Below are 18,215 nucleotides of genomic sequence, written 5' to 3'. Positions count from 1 at the left end.
CTTCTGCCCGACCACACTGTATTAATTAACCGTGAGCCACAGGTGTGGCCCGACTGCCTGCCGCTGCACTGACTTCCGCAGCAACCCGCTCGGTTGCATCAGGAATCGCCACTGCGCGGGCTTTCTGCGCCATTGTCAGCAAGGTTGCACGATCCCAACCGGACAGCACCTCGCTGACAGCAGCCACATTAAACTGTGGTTGCTCAATAATTTTTGCTGCGCCCGCTTTTTCCAACGGCAACGCATTCCAATACTGCTGCCGATCTTTATGCTGGAACGGTACAAACAGTGCTGGCAGTCCAGCCGCCGCAATTTCGCTGACGGTTAATGCGCCGGAACGGCACACCACAACATCCGCCCAAGCGTAAGCTTCCGCCATATCATCAATAAACTCGGTAATTTTGTGCTGCGTCTGTCCAACATCCTGATAAGCCTGTTGAACGGTTGATAACGCGCCTTTACCGACCTGATGCCAAATCGTCACACGTTCGCCCAGCTGTGCCGCCACGCCAGGTAGCGTTTGATTCAGCACTCTTGCACCCTGACTACCACCGACAACCAGCACTCTCACAGGGCCTGAGCGATCGGCTAGTCGTGTTTCTGGTGCAGCCAACGCCAGGACATCAGTTCTGACTGGGTTACCCACAACATCCGCTTTGGGAAACGCGCCTGGAAACGCCTGCAATACTGTTTTGGCGATGTGGGATAACCAGCGGTTGGTCAACCCTGCGATCCCATTCTGCTCATGCAGTACGACCGGAATGCCGCACAGCCAGGCGGCCAAACCGCCGGGGCCGGAAACGTACCCCCCCATCCCCAGCACCACATCAGGCTGATAGCGGCGCATAATCGCCCGCGCCTGGCGTACCGCCTGAAAAATACGAATCGGTGCGCTTAACTGCGCCCGAATGCCTTTACCACGCAATCCAGAAATGCGGATAAAATCAATTTCGATGCCATGCTTAGGCACCAAATCGGCTTCCATGCGATCCGCCGTACCTAACCAGCGAACCTGCCAGCCCTGCGCCATCAGGTGGTGCGCAACCGCAAGCCCGGGGAAAACATGCCCTCCCGTCCCGCCAGCCATCACCATCAAACGCTTGCCTTCGCCACTCATCGGGCACCTCTCGTAAACGCCTGCGCTTTAGTCAGGCGCGTTTCAAAATCAATGCGTAACAGCAAAACAATCGCCGTCGACATAATCAGCAAACTGGAACCACCGTAACTGATCAGCGGCAACGTCAGCCCTTTCGTCGGTAGCATCCCCGCCGCAGCGCCTACGTTTACCAGCGTCTGAAAACTGAACCAGATACCGATAGAACACGCCAGAAAGCCTGAAAAACGCTGATCGATCTCCAGCGCCCGCTTCCCAATAGACATCGCGCGAAAAGCGACGAAGAATATCATTAACAACGCCAAAACCACACCGATATAGCCGAGTTCCTCACCTAAAATAGAGAAAATGAAATCGGTATGCGCCTCCGGCAAATATTCCAGTTTCTGTACTGAATTCCCCAGCCCTTGTCCCCAGAATTCGCCGCGCCCAAATGCCATCAGGGATTGCGTCAACTGGTAACCGCTGCCGAATGGATCGTCCCACGGATTCCAGAAAGACGTCACACGTCGCATACGGTAAGGCTCAGCGATAATCAACAGGCCCACGGCAAACACACCACAGCCGATAATCGCCAAAAACTGCCACATCTTGGCACCGGCCAGAAACAGCATCGCCAGTGTCGTAATAAACAGTACAACCACGGTACCGAGGTCAGGCTGCGCCAGCAGCAGCACCGCCAACACCACCATCACACCCATCGGTTTGCAAAAGCCCCAGAAGTTATTTCTCACTTCCTCAACTTTGCGCACCATGTAGCTGGACAGGTAGCAGAACAGCGCCAGCTTGGATAACTCCGCAGGCTGAATACGCAACGGCCCCAGCGAAATCCAGCGGGATGCGCCGTTGACCGAACTTCCCACCACCAGCACCACCAACAGCATGACCATCGCGAGCAATAACAGCACGGGGCTGTAGCGCTGCCATATCTCCATCGGAATACGCAACGTGACTAACGACAAACCAAATGCCAACCCGAGATAAAGCGCATCACGTTTCGCAAACAGGAACGGATCGCTGGCAAGACGTTGCCCTACTGGCATAGAAGCCGACGTCACCATCACAAAACCGATCACGGCCAGCCCAAGCGTCAACCACACCAGCGTCCTGTCGTAGAGAACCACGCTCAGCGTATCGCTTTCGCGCGTTCCCATAACCCAGCTCTTGATGCGTTCGATAAACGCCAGCCCGAAGAACCGCATCAGCCTAACGCCTCCGCCAGACGAGCGAATTCATCGCCTCGCTGTTCAAAACTGCGGAATTGATCCAGACTTGCGCAGGCAGGCGACAGCAACACCATATCGCCTGGCTTAACACGTTCGGCGATGACACGCATCGCCTGTTCCATCGTTTCTGTCTGCTCGGCAATTTCTGGGCGCAGCGCAGCCAACTGTTGCCCATCCTGACCGAAGCAGTACAAATGAATGTGCTCTCCCTGCAAATACGGCACCAGCGGCGAGAAATCGGCAGATTTACCGTCACCACCTAACAGCAGGTGCAGTGTGCCTTCGACGGTCAACCCGCTCAATGCGGCCTCGGTGCTGCCCACATTGGTGGCTTTAGAATCATTGATCCACCGCACGCCATTGCGTTCGAAAGCCATTTGAAAGCGATGAGGCAATCCGGTAAATGACGTCAACGCCGTCAGCGCTGATGCACGTGGAATCTTCACTGCATCAGCCAGCGCCAGCGCTGCCAATGCATTCGTATAATTGTGCTGCCCCACCAGCTTGATTTCACGGGTATTGAGCACACGTTCGCCGTCAACCCGCAGCCAGGTTTCTCCCTGCTGGCGGTTAAGATGGTAATCGCCGACATCAACGCCAAAACTGCGGCAGCGTGCATCCGCGCCGCGAACCGGCATGGTCAACGCATCATCAGCATTCACAACACACAAATCTGCGTGTTCATAAATACGTAATTTCGCTGCCCGATACTGCTGTAGACCAAACGGATAACGGTTGGTGTGATCTTCCGTCACGTTCAGAATGGTTGCCGCAGCCGCGTGCAGGCTGCTCGTCGTTTCGAGTTGGAAACTCGACAGTTCCAACACATAAAGCTGAGCGGGCTGTTCAAGCAGTTGCAACGCGGGGAGACCGATATTACCGCCAACACCTACCTGCCAGCCTGCAGCACGCGCCATTTCACCGACCAGCGTCGTCACCGTGCTTTTACCGTTAGAACCGGTAATCGCCACAATCGGAGCCTGTGCTTCACGGCAGAACAGTTCAATATCGCCAACGATTTCAATGCCAGCGTCGGCAGCATCGCACAGAACCGGCGTCGCCAACGCCACACCGGGGCTAGCGACGATCAAATCCGCGTTCATCAGCCAGTCTTCATTCAGACTGCCAAGGTGTCGCTCTACCTGCTCAGGGAGTTTATCCAGACCCGGCGGACTGATACGGGTATCCACCACGCGTGGTACCACACCGCGTGCGAGAAAGAAATCAACACAGGAGAGCCCTGTCAGGCCCAACCCGATAATGACGACTTTTTTACCCTGATAGTCCACCATATCTTATCGTACCTTCAACGTTGCCAGGCCAATCAGCACCAGCATCAACGAAATAATCCAGAAGCGCACAATCACGCGCGGTTCCGGCCAGCCCTTAAGTTCATAATGATGATGAATCGGCGCCATGCGGAAAATCCGCTGCCCACGCAACTTAAAGGACCCAACTTGCAGAATCACCGACAGCGTTTCGACCACGAAGACGCCGCCCATAATCACCAACAAAAATTCCTGACGCAGGAGAACCGCGATAGTGCCCAACGCGCCACCCAGCGCAAGCGACCCCACGTCCCCCATGAAGACCTGTGCCGGATAGGTGTTAAACCACAGAAACCCAAGCCCCGCACCCACAATCGCAGTACAAACAATCACCAGCTCACTGGCATGGCGGATATATGGGATATGTAGGTAGCCGGCAAAATTCATGTTCCCTGTTGCCCATGCGACCAGCGCAAAACCAGCGGCCACAAACACGGTCGGCATGATCGCCAACCCGTCCAGACCGTCGGTCAGGTTTACGGCATTACTGGTACCGACAATCACAAAGTAGGCCAACGCCACATAGAGCAAGCCCAGTTGTGGCATCACATCTTTGAAGAACGGCACAACAAGCTGCGTAGCCGGCGTATCTTTACCGATGGAATACATGGAGAACGCCACCACGAGTGCAATCACCGACTGCCAGAAATATTTCCAGCGGGCAATCAGCCCTTTGGTATCCTTACGGACGACTTTGCGATAATCATCAACAAAGCCGACCGCACCGTAGCCTGCTAGCACCAGCAGTACGCACCAAACATACGGGTTAGACAGATTTGCCCACATCAAAACGGAAAGGATAATCGCCACCAGGATCATCACGCCCCCCATTGTCGGGGTTCCGCGCTTACTGAAATGTGATTCAGGCCCTTCGTTACGCACCACCTGACCAATCTGCAAACGCTGCAGCCAGGCGATCATGTGCGGCCCCATCCATAAGGAAATAACCAATGCGGTCAGCAGGCTGACAATGGCGCGGAACGTCAAATAAGAAAAGACGTTAAAGCCGGTATAAAGTTTGGCCAAATGTTCGGCCAGCCATACTAACATTGCGCATTCTCCTGTAATGCATGTACAACCTGCTCCATCGCAGCACTGCGTGAGCCTTTGACCAATACGCTGATGACGTTATGTTCTGACATCAGCACCTTCAAACGTGAAACCAGCGCGGTTTTATCCTGAAAATGCTCACCCTTGCCGCTGGCAGTGCCGATCAATTCACTCAGTGTTCCCACACTCAATACGCGATCAATACCCGCAACCCGCGCCGCTTCGCCAACCTGACGATGGCACTCAGGGGCTTCATCCCCCAGCTCGCCCATGTCACCCACGACCATCACGCGATAACCGGGCATTTCCGCCAGTACCTGTGCTGCCGCCGTCATGGAACCCACATTGGCGTTGTAGCTGTCATCCAGCAACAACTTGCCCTCAGACAAAGCTATCGGGAACAGTCGCCCCGGCACCGCCTGAAGCTGAGATAACCCGGTTTTAACGGCTTCCAGCGTCGCCCCAACGGACATTGCCAGCGAAGCCGCCGCCAGTGAGTTAGAAATGTTATGTCGACCCGGTAAAGGCAGCAGAACCTGCGTTTCACCAAATGGCGTGTGCAGAGTGAAACGGGTACCCTGCGCTAACACCTCTACGTCGCTGGCAAAAAAATCGATATCGCAAGCAGCCTGCGGCGAGAAGCGCCAAACAGTTTTATGATTCAGCATGACCTGCCAATGCGGGAGATCATTGCTGTCTGCATTCACGATCGCCACGCCATCTGCCGGCAAACCGGCAAAAATTTCACCTTTCGCCTGCGCTACACCAGCCAATGAACCAAAACCTTCCAGATGCGCAGCAGCCAGATTGTTGACCAGCGCGCTTTCCGGCCGCACCAGATCGGTGGTATAGGCAATCTCACCAATGTGATTTGCCCCCAGCTCAATCACTGCGAACTGGTGTTCCACCGTCAGACGCAACAGCGTAAGCGGCACACCGATATCGTTGTTAAAATTACCGGCGGTATACAGCACGGAACCGCACTGGCGCAGAATCGCCGCGGTCATCTCTTTAACCGACGTTTTGCCGGAAGAGCCGGTCAGTGCGACTACGCGCGCCCTTGACTGCTGGCGAACCCAGGCGCCCAATTGCCCCAAAGCCAAACGCGTATCGCTTACCAACAGTTGTGGCACATCAATAGGTAAGTGCTTACTGACTAAGAGAGCCGCCGCGCCGCCTTTTACCGCATCAGCAGCATAATCATGCGCATCGAATCTCTCGCCTTTCAGCGCGACAAACAGGCAGCCCAGCGCCAGCTTACGCGTATCGGTTGAAACATCTTCAATATCTATGTTTTTACCAATATCTATGCTTTCGCCAATCAGTTGCGCATTCAGCACCGTGGTAAGTTGCTGCAAGGAGACGCGAATCATGCAATCACCCCCAGCAGACGGGCAACAGTGATACGATCGGAGTAATCAAGACGTTGATTGCCAACCAATTGGTAATCTTCGTGTCCTTTGCCTGCAACCAGCACGACGTCATTTTCCTGCGCCTGCATGATCGCGCTAGTAACCGCTTCAGCACGCCCGTGAATCACCTGAACCCGCCCAGCATCCAGCAGCCCGGAGAGAATATCAGCAACAATGGCCTGAGGTTCTTCACTGCGTGGGTTATCATCAGTCACCACAACACGATCGGCCAGTTGTTCTGCGATGCCGCCCATAAGTGGGCGCTTACCTTTATCACGATCGCCGCCGCAACCAAACACACACCAGAGTTTCCCTAGACAGTGCAAACGTGCAGCGTCGAGCGCTTTTTCCAGCGCATCCGGCGTGTGGGCATAATCCACAACGACCGTGGGTTTTCCTTCAGCATGGAAAACTTCCATGCGGCCACACACGGGTTGCAGTTGAGAGCCCGTAATGACTAACTTGTCGAGCGGATAACCAAGAGACAGCAGCGTTGCCAGCGCCAACAGCATATTGCTGACGTTAAACGCGCCCATCAGGCGACTTTCTATTTCGCCGTGCCCCCAGCTTGAATCAAATGCAATCGTGGCCCCGTTGTCGTGATAATCAACCTGTGTCGCTTTCAGCCAGCGCCCACGGCAACCAGGAACCAAATTATTTCCCATGGTTACAGCTACCGCATCCGGCAGCTTCGCCAACCAGCGAAGCCCGACCTCATCATCGGCATTGATAATCATCTGCCCAACACGATGCTCAGCGAACAGCGCCCATTTGGCCGCTTCATAGCTTTCCATATCGCCGTGGTAATCAAGATGATCGCGGCTCAGGTTAGTGAACACCGCTGCCGTGAATGGTAATGCCGCGACACGATGCTGCACCAACCCGTGGGAAGAGACTTCCATTGCGGCGAATGTCGCACCTTGCTCGACCAACTGGCTCAACACCTGCTGAACATCAACGGCGGATCCCGTCGTATTCTCTGTTGGAATCGCACGACCCAGTAGGCCATTGCCGACAGTGCCCATCACGGCACTTGTTTCGCCTAGTGCCTGACTCCACTGCGCCAGAAGCTGAGTCGTCGTCGTTTTTCCGTTGGTTCCTGTTACACCAATCAGCTGTAACTTTTCCGCGGGTTGCTGATAAAAACGGCCTGCCAGCGCAGAAAGCCGCTGGTTCAGATTACTGAGATAGACCACTGGCACGCCGTGCATTTCGCGAACAGTGCCATCGGCAGCTTCACCTTCTGCTTCGGCCACGATCGCTGCTACGCCTTGCGCAATTGCCTGCGGAATATAGCGCCGTCCATCTGTTTTATGCCCGACAATCGCGACAAACAGATCCCCGGCAGCCGCAACGCGGCTGTCTAATGTCATTTCCCGCAGCGCGCGCGCCGGAGTGTCTTGCACCCACGGCGCAAGTAAATCGCGCAAATTACGATCTGCCACCTGATCCCTCTTCTCTATTAATTACAAACTCGTTTTTGTCGCCCGACGGCAACGCATCCGGTTCGATATTCATCGTTCGCAGAACGCCACCCATGATGGCGCCAAAGATTGGTGCAGAAACTGCACCGCCGTAATACTTCCCTGCCTGCGGATCGTTGATCACGACAACCAGAGCAAAACGTGGGTTACTGGCTGGCGCTACGCCAGCCGTATAGGCAATATATTTGTTGATGTATTTGCCATCCGGACCGACCTTTTTAGCCGTACCGGTTTTAATCGCAATACGGTAGCCTTTGATGGCGGCTTTGGTACCGCCGCCGCCGGGCAGTGCAACGCTTTCCATCATGTGCACCACGGAACGTACCAGCGCTTCAGGGAAAACACGCTCGCCAGGAACCGGTGGATCAACTTTCGTAATCGACAGCGGACGATAAATACCGAAACTGCCGATCGTGGCGTAGACTCGCGCTAACTGTAACGGTGTTACCATCAGCCCGTATCCGAAAGAAAAGGTGGCCCTCTCTATGTCAGACCACCGTTGTTTTTGAGGGTATAAGCCACTGCTTTCTCCGACCAACCCCAAATTGGTCGCTTTTCCTAATCCAAAGCGCGAGTAAGTATCTACCAGCGCAGAGGAGGGCATCGCTAACGCCAGTCTGGAAACACCGACGTTACTCGATTTCTGTAGCACGCCCGTCAGCGTCAATTCGCTGTAGCGCGCCACGTCTTTGATTTCATGACCGTTGACGTAGTAAGGCAGCGTATTGAGCACGCTATTTTCTTTGACGACACCGCGCTGCAACGCCGTCATTACCACCATCGGTTTCACCGTAGAACCTGGTTCGAAGATATCGGTGATAGCGCGGTTACGCATAATTTCTTTCGGCGTATCCGCCAGATTGTTCGGGTTATAAGACGGGCTATTCGCCATCGCCAGCACTTCACCGGTATTCACATCAACCAGCACGGCCGTACCTGACTCGGCTTTGTTAAAGGCAACCGCGTTGTTAAGTTCGCGGTAAACCAACGCCTGCAAACGTTCATCAATACTCAGCGCCAGATTATGCGCCGCCTGACTATCGACAGAGGATATATCTTCAATCACGCGACCAAACCGGTCTTTACGCACGGTGCGTTCACCGGGTTGCCCAGTCAGCCAGCGATCAAAGCTTTTCTCTACCCCTTCAATGCCTTGTCCATCGATATTAGTGAAGCCGATGAGGTGAGAGGTCACTTGCCCGGAAGGGTAATACCGGCGAGATTCCTGTCGCAGATTAATACCGGGCAGTTTCAGTTTATGGACGTATTCGCCAATGGCAGGATTCACCTGACGCGCGAGGTAAACGAAGCGCCCTTTCGGGTTAGCGTTGATCTTCGTAGCCAATTGATCGAGCGGGATATCAAGAGCGTCAGACAGGGCTTTCCAGCGCGTATCCAACGTAATACCACCACGATCGTTCACTTCTTTTGGATCCGCCCAAACCGCATTCACCGGTACGCTGACAGCTAAAGGACGACCTGCACGATCGCTGATCATACCGCGTGCTGTTGGCACTTCCTGTACGCGCAGGGAACGCATATCCCCTTCACGCACCAGTTTGTCTGGGTTGATCACCTGAAGGTAAGCTGCGCGCGCCATCAAGCCAAACATCGCAAGCAGGATACAACCGCAAAGCAACGCAAAACGCCAGCTAACAAAGCTGGCTTGATCTTCCTGGCGCTTTAACGTTCCTGTACGGGCTGCTTTCATGCTTGACTAGTTGCCTATTGAGTTCATTGCTTAACCACAATATTTTCCTGTGACGGATCGACATGCCCCATTTGCAGCTTTTCCGTCGCGATCCGCTCAACGCGGCTATGATCCCCCAGTGAGTTCTCTTCCAGGATCAGATTTCGCCATTCGATATCCAACGCATCACGCTCCAGCAGAAGCTGCTCGCGTTCCGCTGTCAACAAGCGCGTCTTGTGCGCCGTTGTCACCACAAAAACAGCAGAAACCAGTACGGCAATCATCAGCAACATGGGGAGCTTGGCATTACGCAGCAGATCCTCACCGATGACGCCAACCAGAGTGTGCCGCTCGTTACCGATCATGCAGGTAATCTTTCAGCAAATCGCAGCACGGAACTGCGCGCGCGCGGGTTTTCTGCAATTTCTGCTTCTGAAGGCATCAGTTTCTTTCCTACGGCCTTTAACGTCTGCCCGCCCTGACTACGCAACTGCTCTTCTGTTAACGGCAAGCCAGCAGGCACCTGTGGCCCACGGCTTTGATGGCGAATAAATCGTTTCACGATTCGATCTTCTAACGAGTGGAAGCTGATAACCGACAAACGTCCCTGCGGGGCAAGTACACTTAATGCGCCTTCTAACGCACGCTCGATCTCTTCCAGCTCGCTGTTGATGTAAATGCGGATCGCCTGAAAACTCCGCGTCGCTGGGTGCTTATGTTTTTCTCTCACTGGGCTGGCAGCCGCAATCAATTCAGCCAGCTCTTTTGTCCGCGTCATCGGCTCAGTGCGATTACGCTCGACAATCGCGCGGGCAATGCGTTTAGCAAAACGCTCTTCGCCGAACGTTTTCAAGACCCAGACAATGTCGTCAGCTTCCGCTTTCATTAGCCATTCGGCAGCGGACAAGCCGCGCGTCGGATCCATACGCATATCCAACGGGCCATCGCGCATAAATGAGAATCCACGTTCAGGGTCATCAAGCTGTGGGGAAGACACGCCAAGATCGAGTAGAACACCGTCGATCTGCCCGGTCAGACCACGTTCCGCAACATACTCCGCGATGGCGGAAAACGGCCCGTGAATAATAGAGAAACGAGGATCGTCAATCGCTTTAGCAGCTTCAATTGCCTGAGGATCGCGATCGATAGCTAACAGGCGTCCTTCCGGCCCCAGTTGGGAGAGAATCAGACGAGAGTGACCACCACGGCCAAATGTGCCGTCGATGTATATGCCGCCACTGCGAATGTTCAGGCCATTTACGGCTTCATCCAACAGGACGGTGGTATGTTTATAATTTTCCAGCATGGCTATAGCGATAGGTCCTGCAACCGATCAGATAAGGGTTCCTGAGTCGATTGTTCAGCGTCAATATCATCCCTGACCTGTTGATACCAAGTCTGTTCATCCCACAGTTCAAACTTATTGAACTGCCCAACTAGCATCACTTCTTTTTTAAGGTCCGCATGCTGCCTTAACGTATTCGCAATCAACAAACGCCCTGCATTATCCATTTGGCACTCGCTGGCATGCCCTAATAACAAGCGCTGAACGCGGCGTTCAGCTGAGTTCATGCTCGATAAGCGAGACAGCTTTTGTTCAATAATTTCCCATTCAGGTAAGGGATAAAGCAGCAGGCATGGCTGATGCAGATCAATGGTGCAAACCATTTGACCTTGCGATTCCCCGTTCAGCATTTCCCGATATCGGGTAGGCACAGCAAGGCGCCCTTTACTGTCGAGGTTAACCAGCGTAGCCCCACGAAACATACCTGAGTTACCCCTTCATCACCTTTTTCACCACTTTACCCCACAAATTCCCACCTTTAAGAGTGTACGGAGGGTATGAAAACCTTGTCAAGCCAGAGCTGGCGCGCTTTGGGATTATTCCTGAATGAATTGGAGCCGGCATAGAGGTAAAAGGAATAAGGAGTCAAAATTAACGAAAATTAACGTCATGATAATTTGAGAAAAATTTATAACAGAATGGGAACATTACAAACATATCGCTATTCACTACGGCATCTCGATTATTTTTACTGTCATACGCTGATACCAAAAACAACCGTTTTAAGAATTGTCTTACCCACCCAGAATACCTTGAATACCAAGGGCTGCAGCGCGCGCAGAATCATACCGCGCAGCTGACAGTTGCTCAATGTTACATTTCTAACATCAGCCTCATCGATTCTTAATGAATCAGCCGATTTACCTGACTTAATGCTCCGCCAAACCCGCAACTAGCGATTCCCTGAACAGTCATGCAGGCTCAAAAAGTGGGGTCACACAGCATGTATCACTTATTCCCCCAAGAGAAGCATGAGTGGGCGTCACAAGCAGCCCTTTTTATCGGTCATTTACTCACTTCCTTTAATACCATTACCCCCTCGCGGAAACGCCTTGTCCTAAAAAATATAAGATATTGTTTTTAAAAAACTTTAGATCTCTTTCCGCGATAAAAAAACGAGAAATTTATCGGATAGATATAAAGTAGCGGAAAAGTATAAAAAACGCTCACAAATAAATATCTTTACCTAGTACAAAGCCAATAAGTCAGTGATGTAAACTACACAAATAAAATAAGACATGACAAAAAACCACACAATACTATTACGCCAGTTTATCCGACCTAAGAATGGAGCAACACGGTATGTTTTCCCCGACGTCACGATTGCGAAGCGTCACCGCAGATACCTTTGCGCTCGTTGTCTATTGTTTCATTACTGGGATGGCGATAGAAATCATGCTTTCCGGTATGAGCTTCGAGCAATCGCTGTCTTCACGTTTACTGTCTATCCCCGTTAATATTGCTATTGCTTGGCCGTACGGGCTGTATCGCGATCACGTGTTGAATATCGCCAGACGTCACGGTGGTGAGCATTTTCTGGTACGCAGCATTGCCGATCTGTTTGCCTATGTCAGTTTCCAATCCCCTGTTTACGCCATCATTCTGTGGTCTATCGGGGCGAGTCCCGCACAAATCCTGACCGCTGTTACCAGTAATCTAGTGATATCGATGGTGACAGGCGTGATATACGGTTATTTCCTGGAATATTGTCGTCGGCTATTCCGCGTGGCATTGCCATAAAAGCAAAGTAAGCGTGGGTCGTGAATTGAGACTGAGCAGTAGAAAGTAATCAAAGAGAAGCGCCATAGTCATCTATGGCGCAGAAAGGCTGAGGGATTACACGCGGCTCAGTGAGCCACGACGGTACAGGTTACGCCTGATACGATTCAAACCTGGCTTCGGCCTTTTCGGTTCATCCAGACTGGCCAGCACCAGTTCCAGTACGCGTTCCGCAACTTCACGATGGCGCTGAGCGACAGACAATACCGGGCATTCCAGATAATCCAACAGTTCATTATCCCCAAAGGTCGCAATAGCCAGATTATTCGGCAAACGTCCGTTAATCTTCAGGTTAACGTCCATTACCCCCTGCAATAGCGGAAATGACGTCGTGAACAGCGCTTCAGGCATAGGATTATTTTTCAGATAATCCATAAATGCGGCGGCGGCGGCTACGCGTTCATAGCTATTCGAGTAAAGATAATTCACTTCACGCGGATCGTCCGCCCACGCCTGACGGAACCCTTGCTCGCGCAAGAAGCTGACGGAAAGCTCAGGCAAGGCACCAAGATACAGTACCGATTTCGCAGGCACTTTCCGTAATTCCTGCGCCAGCATTTCGGCATCTTCAAGATCGGCCCCCACCACGCTGGTGAAGTGCTCACGATCTAACGCCCTGTCTAACGCAATAATCGGCAGGTTGCCGTTTATCCAACGTTGATAAAACGGGTGCTCCGGCGGTAATGCGGTCGAAACAATAATAGCGTCAACCTGGCGCTGTAACAGATGCTCAATACAGCGCATCTCGTTGTCCGGTTGATCTTCTGAACACGCAATTAATAGCTGATATCCGCGCTGTCTGGCCTGGCGCTCCAGATAATTAGCGATACGTGTATAGCTGGTATTTTCCAAATCGGGAATAACCAAACCAATTGAACGCGTACGCCCGGCACGCAATCCAGCCGCGACGGCGTTGGGATGATAATTGTGCTCCCTGACGACAGCCATGACTTTCTCAACGGTCTTATCGCTCACGCGATATTGTTTTGCTTTCCCGTTAATAACATAGCTGGCTGTCGTGCGTGAAACACCCGCAAGACGCGCGATTTCATCCAGTTTCACGGTAACCCCTTAGTAGGCCGGAAAATAAGTATGCCGGCTCAATAAATAGTGTGATGACCATAAAATCATCATGGATATGGCGTAGATCTAACAGCAGAAGCTTTTGTACGGCAACTGCTTTTATCACGTTACCGACATATTTCAAGCCGCCATATCAATAATGGATGTCTTTTAAGCTGAATATATTGTGTCTATATAAGATAAGGGAAATAAAAAGGCCCGATACTATTATCGGGCCTCTTAAAAGAAAAAGCAGCGAAAAGTCAATTAACGCATAATTTTATCGCCGCGCGATACGCCGACGATACCAGAGCGCGCCACTTCAACAATTTCGGAGACTTCACGTACAGCACTCAGGAACGCATCCAGTTTATCGCTGGTGCCGGCAAGCTGTACGGTATAAAGCGAAGCGGTGACATCCACGATCTGGCCGCGGAAAATATCGGCGCAGCGTTTCACTTCTTCACGGCCATAGCCTGTAGCCTGTAGCTTCACCAGCATGATCTCACGTTCAACGTGCGCGCCCTGCCCCAGCTCGCTGACGCGCAGAACATCCACCAGCTTGTGCAGTTGCTTTTCGATCTGCTCCAGCACTTTCTCATCGCCTACCGTCTGAATCGTCATACGAGACAGCGTAGGATCTTCGGTTGGGGCTACCGTCAGACTTTCGATGTTGTAGCCGCGCTGTGAAAACAGACCGACGACACGTGACAAGGCGCCCGATTCATTCTCAAGTAATACTGATAAAATCCGCCGCATGATCAGGTCCTCTCCGTTTTGCTCAACCACATTTCGTCCATCGCCCCGCCGCGAATCTGCATGGGGTAAACATGCTCGCTGCTGTCGATGTTGATATCAACAAACACCAGACGATCTTTCTGCGCCAGCGCTTGCAACAGCTTACTTTCCAGTTCGTCCGGCGTATCGATAGAAATCCCGACGTGACCGTACGCTTCAGCCAGCTTGACGAAATCCGGTAGCGATTCCATATAAGAACTGGAATGGCGGCCAGAATAGATCATATCCTGCCACTGCTTCACCATGCCGAGGAAACGGTTGTTCAGGTTAATGACCACCACAGGCAGATCATATTGCAGCGCCGTAGAAAGTTCCTGAATATTCATCTGAATACTGCCGTCGCCCGTTACGCAAATCACCGTTTCTTCCGGCAGCGCAAGTTTGATGCCCAATGCCGCAGGCAGGCCAAAGCCCATCGTGCCCAATCCACCGGAGTTCACCCAGCGACGCGGTAAATCGAACGGATAATACAGCGCGGCGAACATTTGGTGCTGACCAACGTCTGATGCCACATAGGCTTTGCCTTCAGTCAGACGATGCAGCGTTTCAATCACCGCCTGCGGTTTGATTTTCTCGCCTTCGGTGCTGTATTTCAGGCAGTGACGCCCACGCCACTGTTCGATCGCCTGCCACCAGTCGCGCAGCGCATCAAACTGCTGCGGTGCGCCATCCTGTGCCAGCAATTCCAGCATCAGGGTTAACACCTGTTTAGCATCACCAACGATAGGGATATCGGCATTTACCGTTTTGGAAATCGACGCGGGATCGACATCAATGTGCAGTACCGTCGCATTCGGGCAATACTTCGCCAGATTGTTTGTCGTTCGGTCGTCAAAACGTACCCCTACGGCGAAAATCACATCGGCGTTATGCATCGCTGTATTGGCTTCATACGTCCCGTGCATCCCCAGCATACCGAGGCACTGACGGTGCGTGCCGGGAAAACCGCCCAGCCCCATCAGAGAGGTGGTCACTGGCAGGTTCAGTTTTTCCGCCAGCGTCAGCAGCTCTTCGTGACATTCCGCATTAATTACGCCACCGCCGCTGTAGATAATCGGTTTTTTTGCCGCCAGCAGGGTTTGCAGCGCGCGACGAATCTGACCTTTGTGGCCCTGAACCGTCGGATTATAGGAACGCATGCTAACGCTTTCAGGGTAAACGTACGGCAGTTTATTCGCCGGATTCATGACGTCTTTCGGCAGATCGACCACCACCGGCCCTGGGCGTCCAGTCGATGCCAGATAAAACGCTTTTTTCAGAATCGTCGGGACATCTTCCGCTTTCTTGACCAGAAAACTGTGCTTCACGATAGGACGGGAAATGCCGACCGTGTCGCATTCCTGAAAGGAATCATAGCCAATCAACGAAGTCGCAACCTGACCGGACAACACCACCATAGGAATGGAGTCCATATACGCCGTGGCGATACCAGTAATCGCGTTGGTCGCTCCGGGCCCGGACGTGACCAGCACGACGCCGACCTCACCCGTCGCACGCGCGTAGCCATCGGCCATATGTACCGCACCTTGCTCATGCCGCACCAAAATATGCTCGATTCCCCCAACCGTATGCAGGGCATCATAAATATCCAGCACCGCACCGCCCGGATAGCCGAACACATGTTTTACGCCCTGATCGATCAACGATCGGACCACCATTTCGGCGCCTGACAACATCTCCATGGGTCTGCCTCTTTTGTTCAGAAAGCGGAATCCGCTTCTGTATTGACCGGGGGAAATCCCCGCGCTCACCTTAAGTTAATCAAGTTAAGTGTTAATACTGTTAACTTTTAGTACAAGAATACGAAATTTTATAGGGATTACTGATAACCCATTAACATAACGCCAGATTATGACGCAGACAAACGGCAAAAAACCACCGTTCTTAATCAGGCCTAGGGGCAATCGAACGTGAGGGAAAAAGGAACTGAGATAAAATACTAATTGGGAACCTTCAGACCTGAGAGATCGTCCATAAAGGACACAAATTACAGAGTGAAATATTGAGGCCGAAAATCACATTTCTTTTCAGGAAACGCGCTTCTCGGCCTACGATAGCATCAAGACTCGGCGTACATCGCATCAATTTCCAGTTGGTAACGCTGGTTGATGATCTTTCTGCGCAGCTTGAGCGTTGGCGTCAATTCCCCTTCTGCCATCGAAAACGGCACAGGCAACAGCGTGAATTTCTTCACTTGTTCAACGCGGGAAAGCTCCTTCTGCATCTCCCGCAAGCGCTGTTCGAACAACTCAATAATATGGCTGTGGCGCAGCAGCTCCAGACGATCGTGGTACTTCAGATTGATGGAGTGAGCGTATTCTTCGAGCGCCTCGAAACAGGGAACAATCAGCGCAGACACGTACTTACGTGTATCCGCGATAATCGCAACCTGTTCGATGAAGCGATCCTGTCCCAGCGTCCCTTCCAGATGCTGCGGTGCAATATATTTACCGCCGGAGGTTTTCATCAGATCTTTCAACCGTTCGGTAATAAACAGGTTACCGTTTGCATCCAGCTCCCCTGCATCGCCGGTTTTCAGCCAGCCATCTTCGGTAAAAGTGTCTGCGGTTTCCTGCGGACGATGGAAATAACCCCGCATGATGGTCGCCCCGCGCACCTGAATCTCTTTTTCCTCGCCAATGCGGACTTCAATGCCCGGCAGCGGCGTACCAATAGAGCCTAAGCGGAAACGGCTCTCTTCCCAGCAGGAGACCGTCGCACAAGTTTCGGTCATGCCGTAACCGTAAATAATGCGAATCCCGATCGCGCGGAAAAACAGAATGATGTTGTCATCCAGCCGCGCGCCTGCCGCTGGCATAAAACGAATCTCGCCTCCCAGAAGCTGGCGAAGTTTCCCTAACACCAGACGATCGGCATAGCGATGCATAACGCGACGGAAAAGCCCTGTTTTTTTCGCCGTCTGACTCGCCAGAAACACGTGTTTCCCCTGCGTAACAGCCCAGTTGAAGAGCCGCTGGCGATACCACGGCGCCTGCGCCACTTTTTCATGAATTGCACTGTAAACTTTCTCGTAAAAACGCGGTACAGCGCACATCACGGTAGGCTTCACCGTCTGCATTGCCTCACGCACCAAATTCGTGTTGCTGAGATACACGTTCTGCGCGCCGCGGTGCATAATGACAAAGCTCCAGGCGCGCTCAAATACGTGGGAAAGCGGTAAGAAACAGAGCGATACGTCATTTTCTGACATATCCAGACGATCGTCATGCAGCTTAAGCTGCATCGCCATGTTGGTGTAATCCAGCATGACACCTTTCGGCTCACCGGTAGTGCCAGAGGTATAGATCAGCGTAAACAGATCGTTGAGATCGCGGCTGTCGATACGCGTTTGCCATTCATCACGCCAGAAATCTTCTACGGCCTGCGCTTCAAATTCATGCAGAGATTGTGCGATGTCGCTACCGCGCAGGTTAACGCCATCATCCATCACGATAATGTTTCGCAGTTGCGGGCACGTGTCCCGCAGCACCAGTAGCGCATCCAACTGCTCCTGGCCACCGACAAATATCGTGCGGATATCCGCATCGTTGATGATGAATGCCGCCTGTGCCGCCGTATTCGTGGCATAGATCGGCACGCTGATCGCACGCAGGTGCAGCAGCGCCAGATCGGCCAGCGACCAGTTCATTGAGTTATGAGAGAAAATCGCCACCCGCTCCTGAACATCTACCCCCAGCGCTAAAAGCGCGCTGGCAATGCGCTGGATGCGCTGTCCGGCCTGTGTCCAGGTAAGCTGTTTTTCGCCTGCAGGCGTCCACTCGCGCAGCGCAATACGACCCGCGCAGTGATTGATCCGATCTTGAACCCGGTGCACCACATGATATGGCTGTAAATGATTAGTCATCTGTAAGAGAATTTATAAGGGAAATGAATTCGACAGCGTTTCAGCGTACAGCTGTACATTAT

15 protein-coding genes are annotated in these 18,215 nt (G+C 52.6%); 1 reads left to right on the top strand and 14 read right to left on the bottom strand.

Annotation, left to right across the window (positions count from 1 at the left end; genetic code table 11):
• Nucleotides 1-25 precede the first annotated feature (25 nt).
• The 10 genes from murG to mraZ are packed head-to-tail and all read right to left on the bottom strand — an operon-like array spanning nucleotide 26 to nucleotide 11,071.
• A complete protein-coding gene (gene murG, locus H0247_RS04940; protein WP_180741536.1) occupies nucleotides 26-1,117 on the bottom strand; it encodes an undecaprenyldiphospho-muramoylpentapeptide beta-N-acetylglucosaminyltransferase in 1,092 nt (363 codons plus the stop codon).
• Nucleotides 1,114-2,316: a cell division protein FtsW gene (gene ftsW, locus H0247_RS04935; protein WP_180741535.1), complete on the bottom strand. Its 1,203-nt coding sequence runs from the start codon at nucleotides 2,314-2,316 to the stop codon at nucleotides 1,114-1,116. Before ftsW ends, murG begins: the two co-directional genes overlap by 4 nt.
• Complete coding sequence (gene murD, locus H0247_RS04930) at nucleotides 2,316-3,632, bottom strand: UDP-N-acetylmuramoyl-L-alanine--D-glutamate ligase (protein ID WP_180741534.1); 1,317 nt, start codon at nucleotides 3,630-3,632, stop codon at nucleotides 2,316-2,318. The genes ftsW and murD overlap by 1 nt, the downstream gene beginning before the upstream one ends.
• Before the next feature lie 3 nt (nucleotides 3,633-3,635).
• Nucleotides 3,636-4,718 carry a phospho-N-acetylmuramoyl-pentapeptide-transferase gene (mraY, locus tag H0247_RS04925; RefSeq protein ID WP_180741533.1) on the bottom strand — a complete coding sequence of 361 codons (1,083 nt, stop codon included), beginning with the start codon at nucleotides 4,716-4,718 and terminating at the stop codon, nucleotides 3,636-3,638.
• Nucleotides 4,712-6,091: a UDP-N-acetylmuramoyl-tripeptide--D-alanyl-D-alanine ligase gene (gene murF, locus H0247_RS04920; RefSeq protein ID WP_180741532.1), complete on the bottom strand. Its 1,380-nt coding sequence runs from the start codon at nucleotides 6,089-6,091 to the stop codon at nucleotides 4,712-4,714. Before murF ends, mraY begins: the two co-directional genes overlap by 7 nt.
• A complete protein-coding gene (gene murE, locus H0247_RS04915; RefSeq protein WP_180741531.1) occupies nucleotides 6,088-7,575 on the bottom strand; it encodes a UDP-N-acetylmuramoyl-L-alanyl-D-glutamate--2,6-diaminopimelate ligase in 1,488 nt (495 codons plus the stop codon). The genes murF and murE overlap by 4 nt, the downstream gene beginning before the upstream one ends.
• On the bottom strand, nucleotides 7,562-9,325 hold the full coding sequence (locus H0247_RS04910) for a peptidoglycan glycosyltransferase FtsI (protein ID WP_180741530.1): 1,764 nt from the start codon (nucleotides 9,323-9,325) through the stop codon (nucleotides 7,562-7,564). The genes murE and H0247_RS04910 overlap by 14 nt, the downstream gene beginning before the upstream one ends.
• Before the next feature lie 23 nt (nucleotides 9,326-9,348).
• Nucleotides 9,349-9,669: a cell division protein FtsL gene (gene ftsL, locus H0247_RS04905; RefSeq protein WP_180741529.1), complete on the bottom strand. Its 321-nt coding sequence runs from the start codon at nucleotides 9,667-9,669 to the stop codon at nucleotides 9,349-9,351.
• Nucleotides 9,666-10,610, bottom strand: a complete 945-nt coding sequence (gene rsmH / locus H0247_RS04900) for a 16S rRNA (cytosine(1402)-N(4))-methyltransferase RsmH (protein WP_180741528.1) — start codon at nucleotides 10,608-10,610, stop codon at nucleotides 9,666-9,668. Before rsmH ends, ftsL begins: the two co-directional genes overlap by 4 nt.
• Nucleotides 10,611-10,612: 2 nt before the next feature.
• On the bottom strand, nucleotides 10,613-11,071 hold the full coding sequence (mraZ, locus tag H0247_RS04895) for a division/cell wall cluster transcriptional repressor MraZ (RefSeq protein ID WP_180741527.1): 459 nt from the start codon (nucleotides 11,069-11,071) through the stop codon (nucleotides 10,613-10,615).
• 880 nt (nucleotides 11,072-11,951) lie between these two features.
• Between mraZ and H0247_RS04890 the strand changes: the two genes are divergently transcribed.
• Nucleotides 11,952-12,389, top strand: a complete 438-nt coding sequence (locus tag H0247_RS04890; RefSeq protein WP_180741526.1) for an L-alanine exporter AlaE — start codon at nucleotides 11,952-11,954, stop codon at nucleotides 12,387-12,389.
• Nucleotides 12,390-12,485: 96 nt separating this feature from the next.
• Here the strand turns inward: H0247_RS04890 and cra are convergent, their stop codons facing one another.
• The 4 genes from cra to H0247_RS04870 form a co-directional block, all read right to left on the bottom strand.
• Nucleotides 12,486-13,490: a catabolite repressor/activator gene (gene cra, locus H0247_RS04885; protein ID WP_180741525.1), complete on the bottom strand. Its 1,005-nt coding sequence runs from the start codon at nucleotides 13,488-13,490 to the stop codon at nucleotides 12,486-12,488.
• A 267-nt stretch (nucleotides 13,491-13,757) separates the two neighbouring features.
• On the bottom strand, nucleotides 13,758-14,249 hold the full coding sequence (gene ilvN / locus H0247_RS04880) for an acetolactate synthase small subunit (RefSeq protein WP_010681718.1): 492 nt from the start codon (nucleotides 14,247-14,249) through the stop codon (nucleotides 13,758-13,760).
• Nucleotides 14,250-14,251: 2 nt separating this feature from the next.
• Nucleotides 14,252-15,970: an acetolactate synthase 3 large subunit gene (gene ilvI / locus H0247_RS04875; RefSeq protein ID WP_180741524.1), complete on the bottom strand. Its 1,719-nt coding sequence runs from the start codon at nucleotides 15,968-15,970 to the stop codon at nucleotides 14,252-14,254.
• Nucleotides 15,971-16,347: 377 nt separating this feature from the next.
• Complete coding sequence (locus tag H0247_RS04870) at nucleotides 16,348-18,153, bottom strand: long-chain fatty acid--CoA ligase (protein WP_180741523.1); 1,806 nt, start codon at nucleotides 18,151-18,153, stop codon at nucleotides 16,348-16,350.
• Nucleotides 18,154-18,215: the final 62 nt, after the last annotated feature.

Source organism: Pectobacterium sp. CFBP8739 (genome assembly GCF_013449375.1).
In the GTDB taxonomy this organism is placed as follows: Bacteria; Pseudomonadota; Gammaproteobacteria; order Enterobacterales; family Enterobacteriaceae; genus Pectobacterium.
Note: the sequence above shows the minus strand (reverse complement) of the source record. Positions and strands in the feature narration are given on the sequence as shown.

Excerpts from the sequence above, each read along its gene's own strand:
- murD (WP_180741534.1), bottom strand. The coding sequence starts at position 3,632 with ATGGTGGACTATCAGGGTAAAAAAGTCGTCATTATCGGGTTGGGCCTG.
- ftsL (WP_180741529.1), bottom strand. The coding sequence starts at position 9,669 with ATGATCGGTAACGAGCGGCACACTCTGGTTGGCGTCATCGGTGAGGAT.
- ilvI (WP_180741524.1), bottom strand. The coding sequence starts at position 15,970 with ATGGAGATGTTGTCAGGCGCCGAAATGGTGGTCCGATCGTTGATCGAT.
- ilvN (WP_010681718.1), bottom strand. The coding sequence starts at position 14,249 with ATGCGGCGGATTTTATCAGTATTACTTGAGAATGAATCGGGCGCCTTG.
- ftsW (WP_180741535.1), bottom strand. The coding sequence starts at position 2,316 with ATGCGGTTCTTCGGGCTGGCGTTTATCGAACGCATCAAGAGCTGGGTT.
- H0247_RS04890 (WP_180741526.1), top strand. The coding sequence starts at position 11,952 with ATGTTTTCCCCGACGTCACGATTGCGAAGCGTCACCGCAGATACCTTT.
- murG (WP_180741536.1), bottom strand. The coding sequence starts at position 1,117 with ATGAGTGGCGAAGGCAAGCGTTTGATGGTGATGGCTGGCGGGACGGGA.
- murF (WP_180741532.1), bottom strand. The coding sequence starts at position 6,091 with ATGATTCGCGTCTCCTTGCAGCAACTTACCACGGTGCTGAATGCGCAA.
- mraZ (WP_180741527.1), bottom strand. The coding sequence starts at position 11,071 with ATGTTTCGTGGGGCTACGCTGGTTAACCTCGACAGTAAAGGGCGCCTT.
- mraY (WP_180741533.1), bottom strand. The coding sequence starts at position 4,718 with ATGTTAGTATGGCTGGCCGAACATTTGGCCAAACTTTATACCGGCTTT.
- rsmH (WP_180741528.1), bottom strand. The coding sequence starts at position 10,610 with ATGCTGGAAAATTATAAACATACCACCGTCCTGTTGGATGAAGCCGTA.
- H0247_RS04910 (WP_180741530.1), bottom strand. The coding sequence starts at position 9,325 with ATGAAAGCAGCCCGTACAGGAACGTTAAAGCGCCAGGAAGATCAAGCC.
- H0247_RS04870 (WP_180741523.1), bottom strand. The coding sequence starts at position 18,153 with ATGACTAATCATTTACAGCCATATCATGTGGTGCACCGGGTTCAAGAT.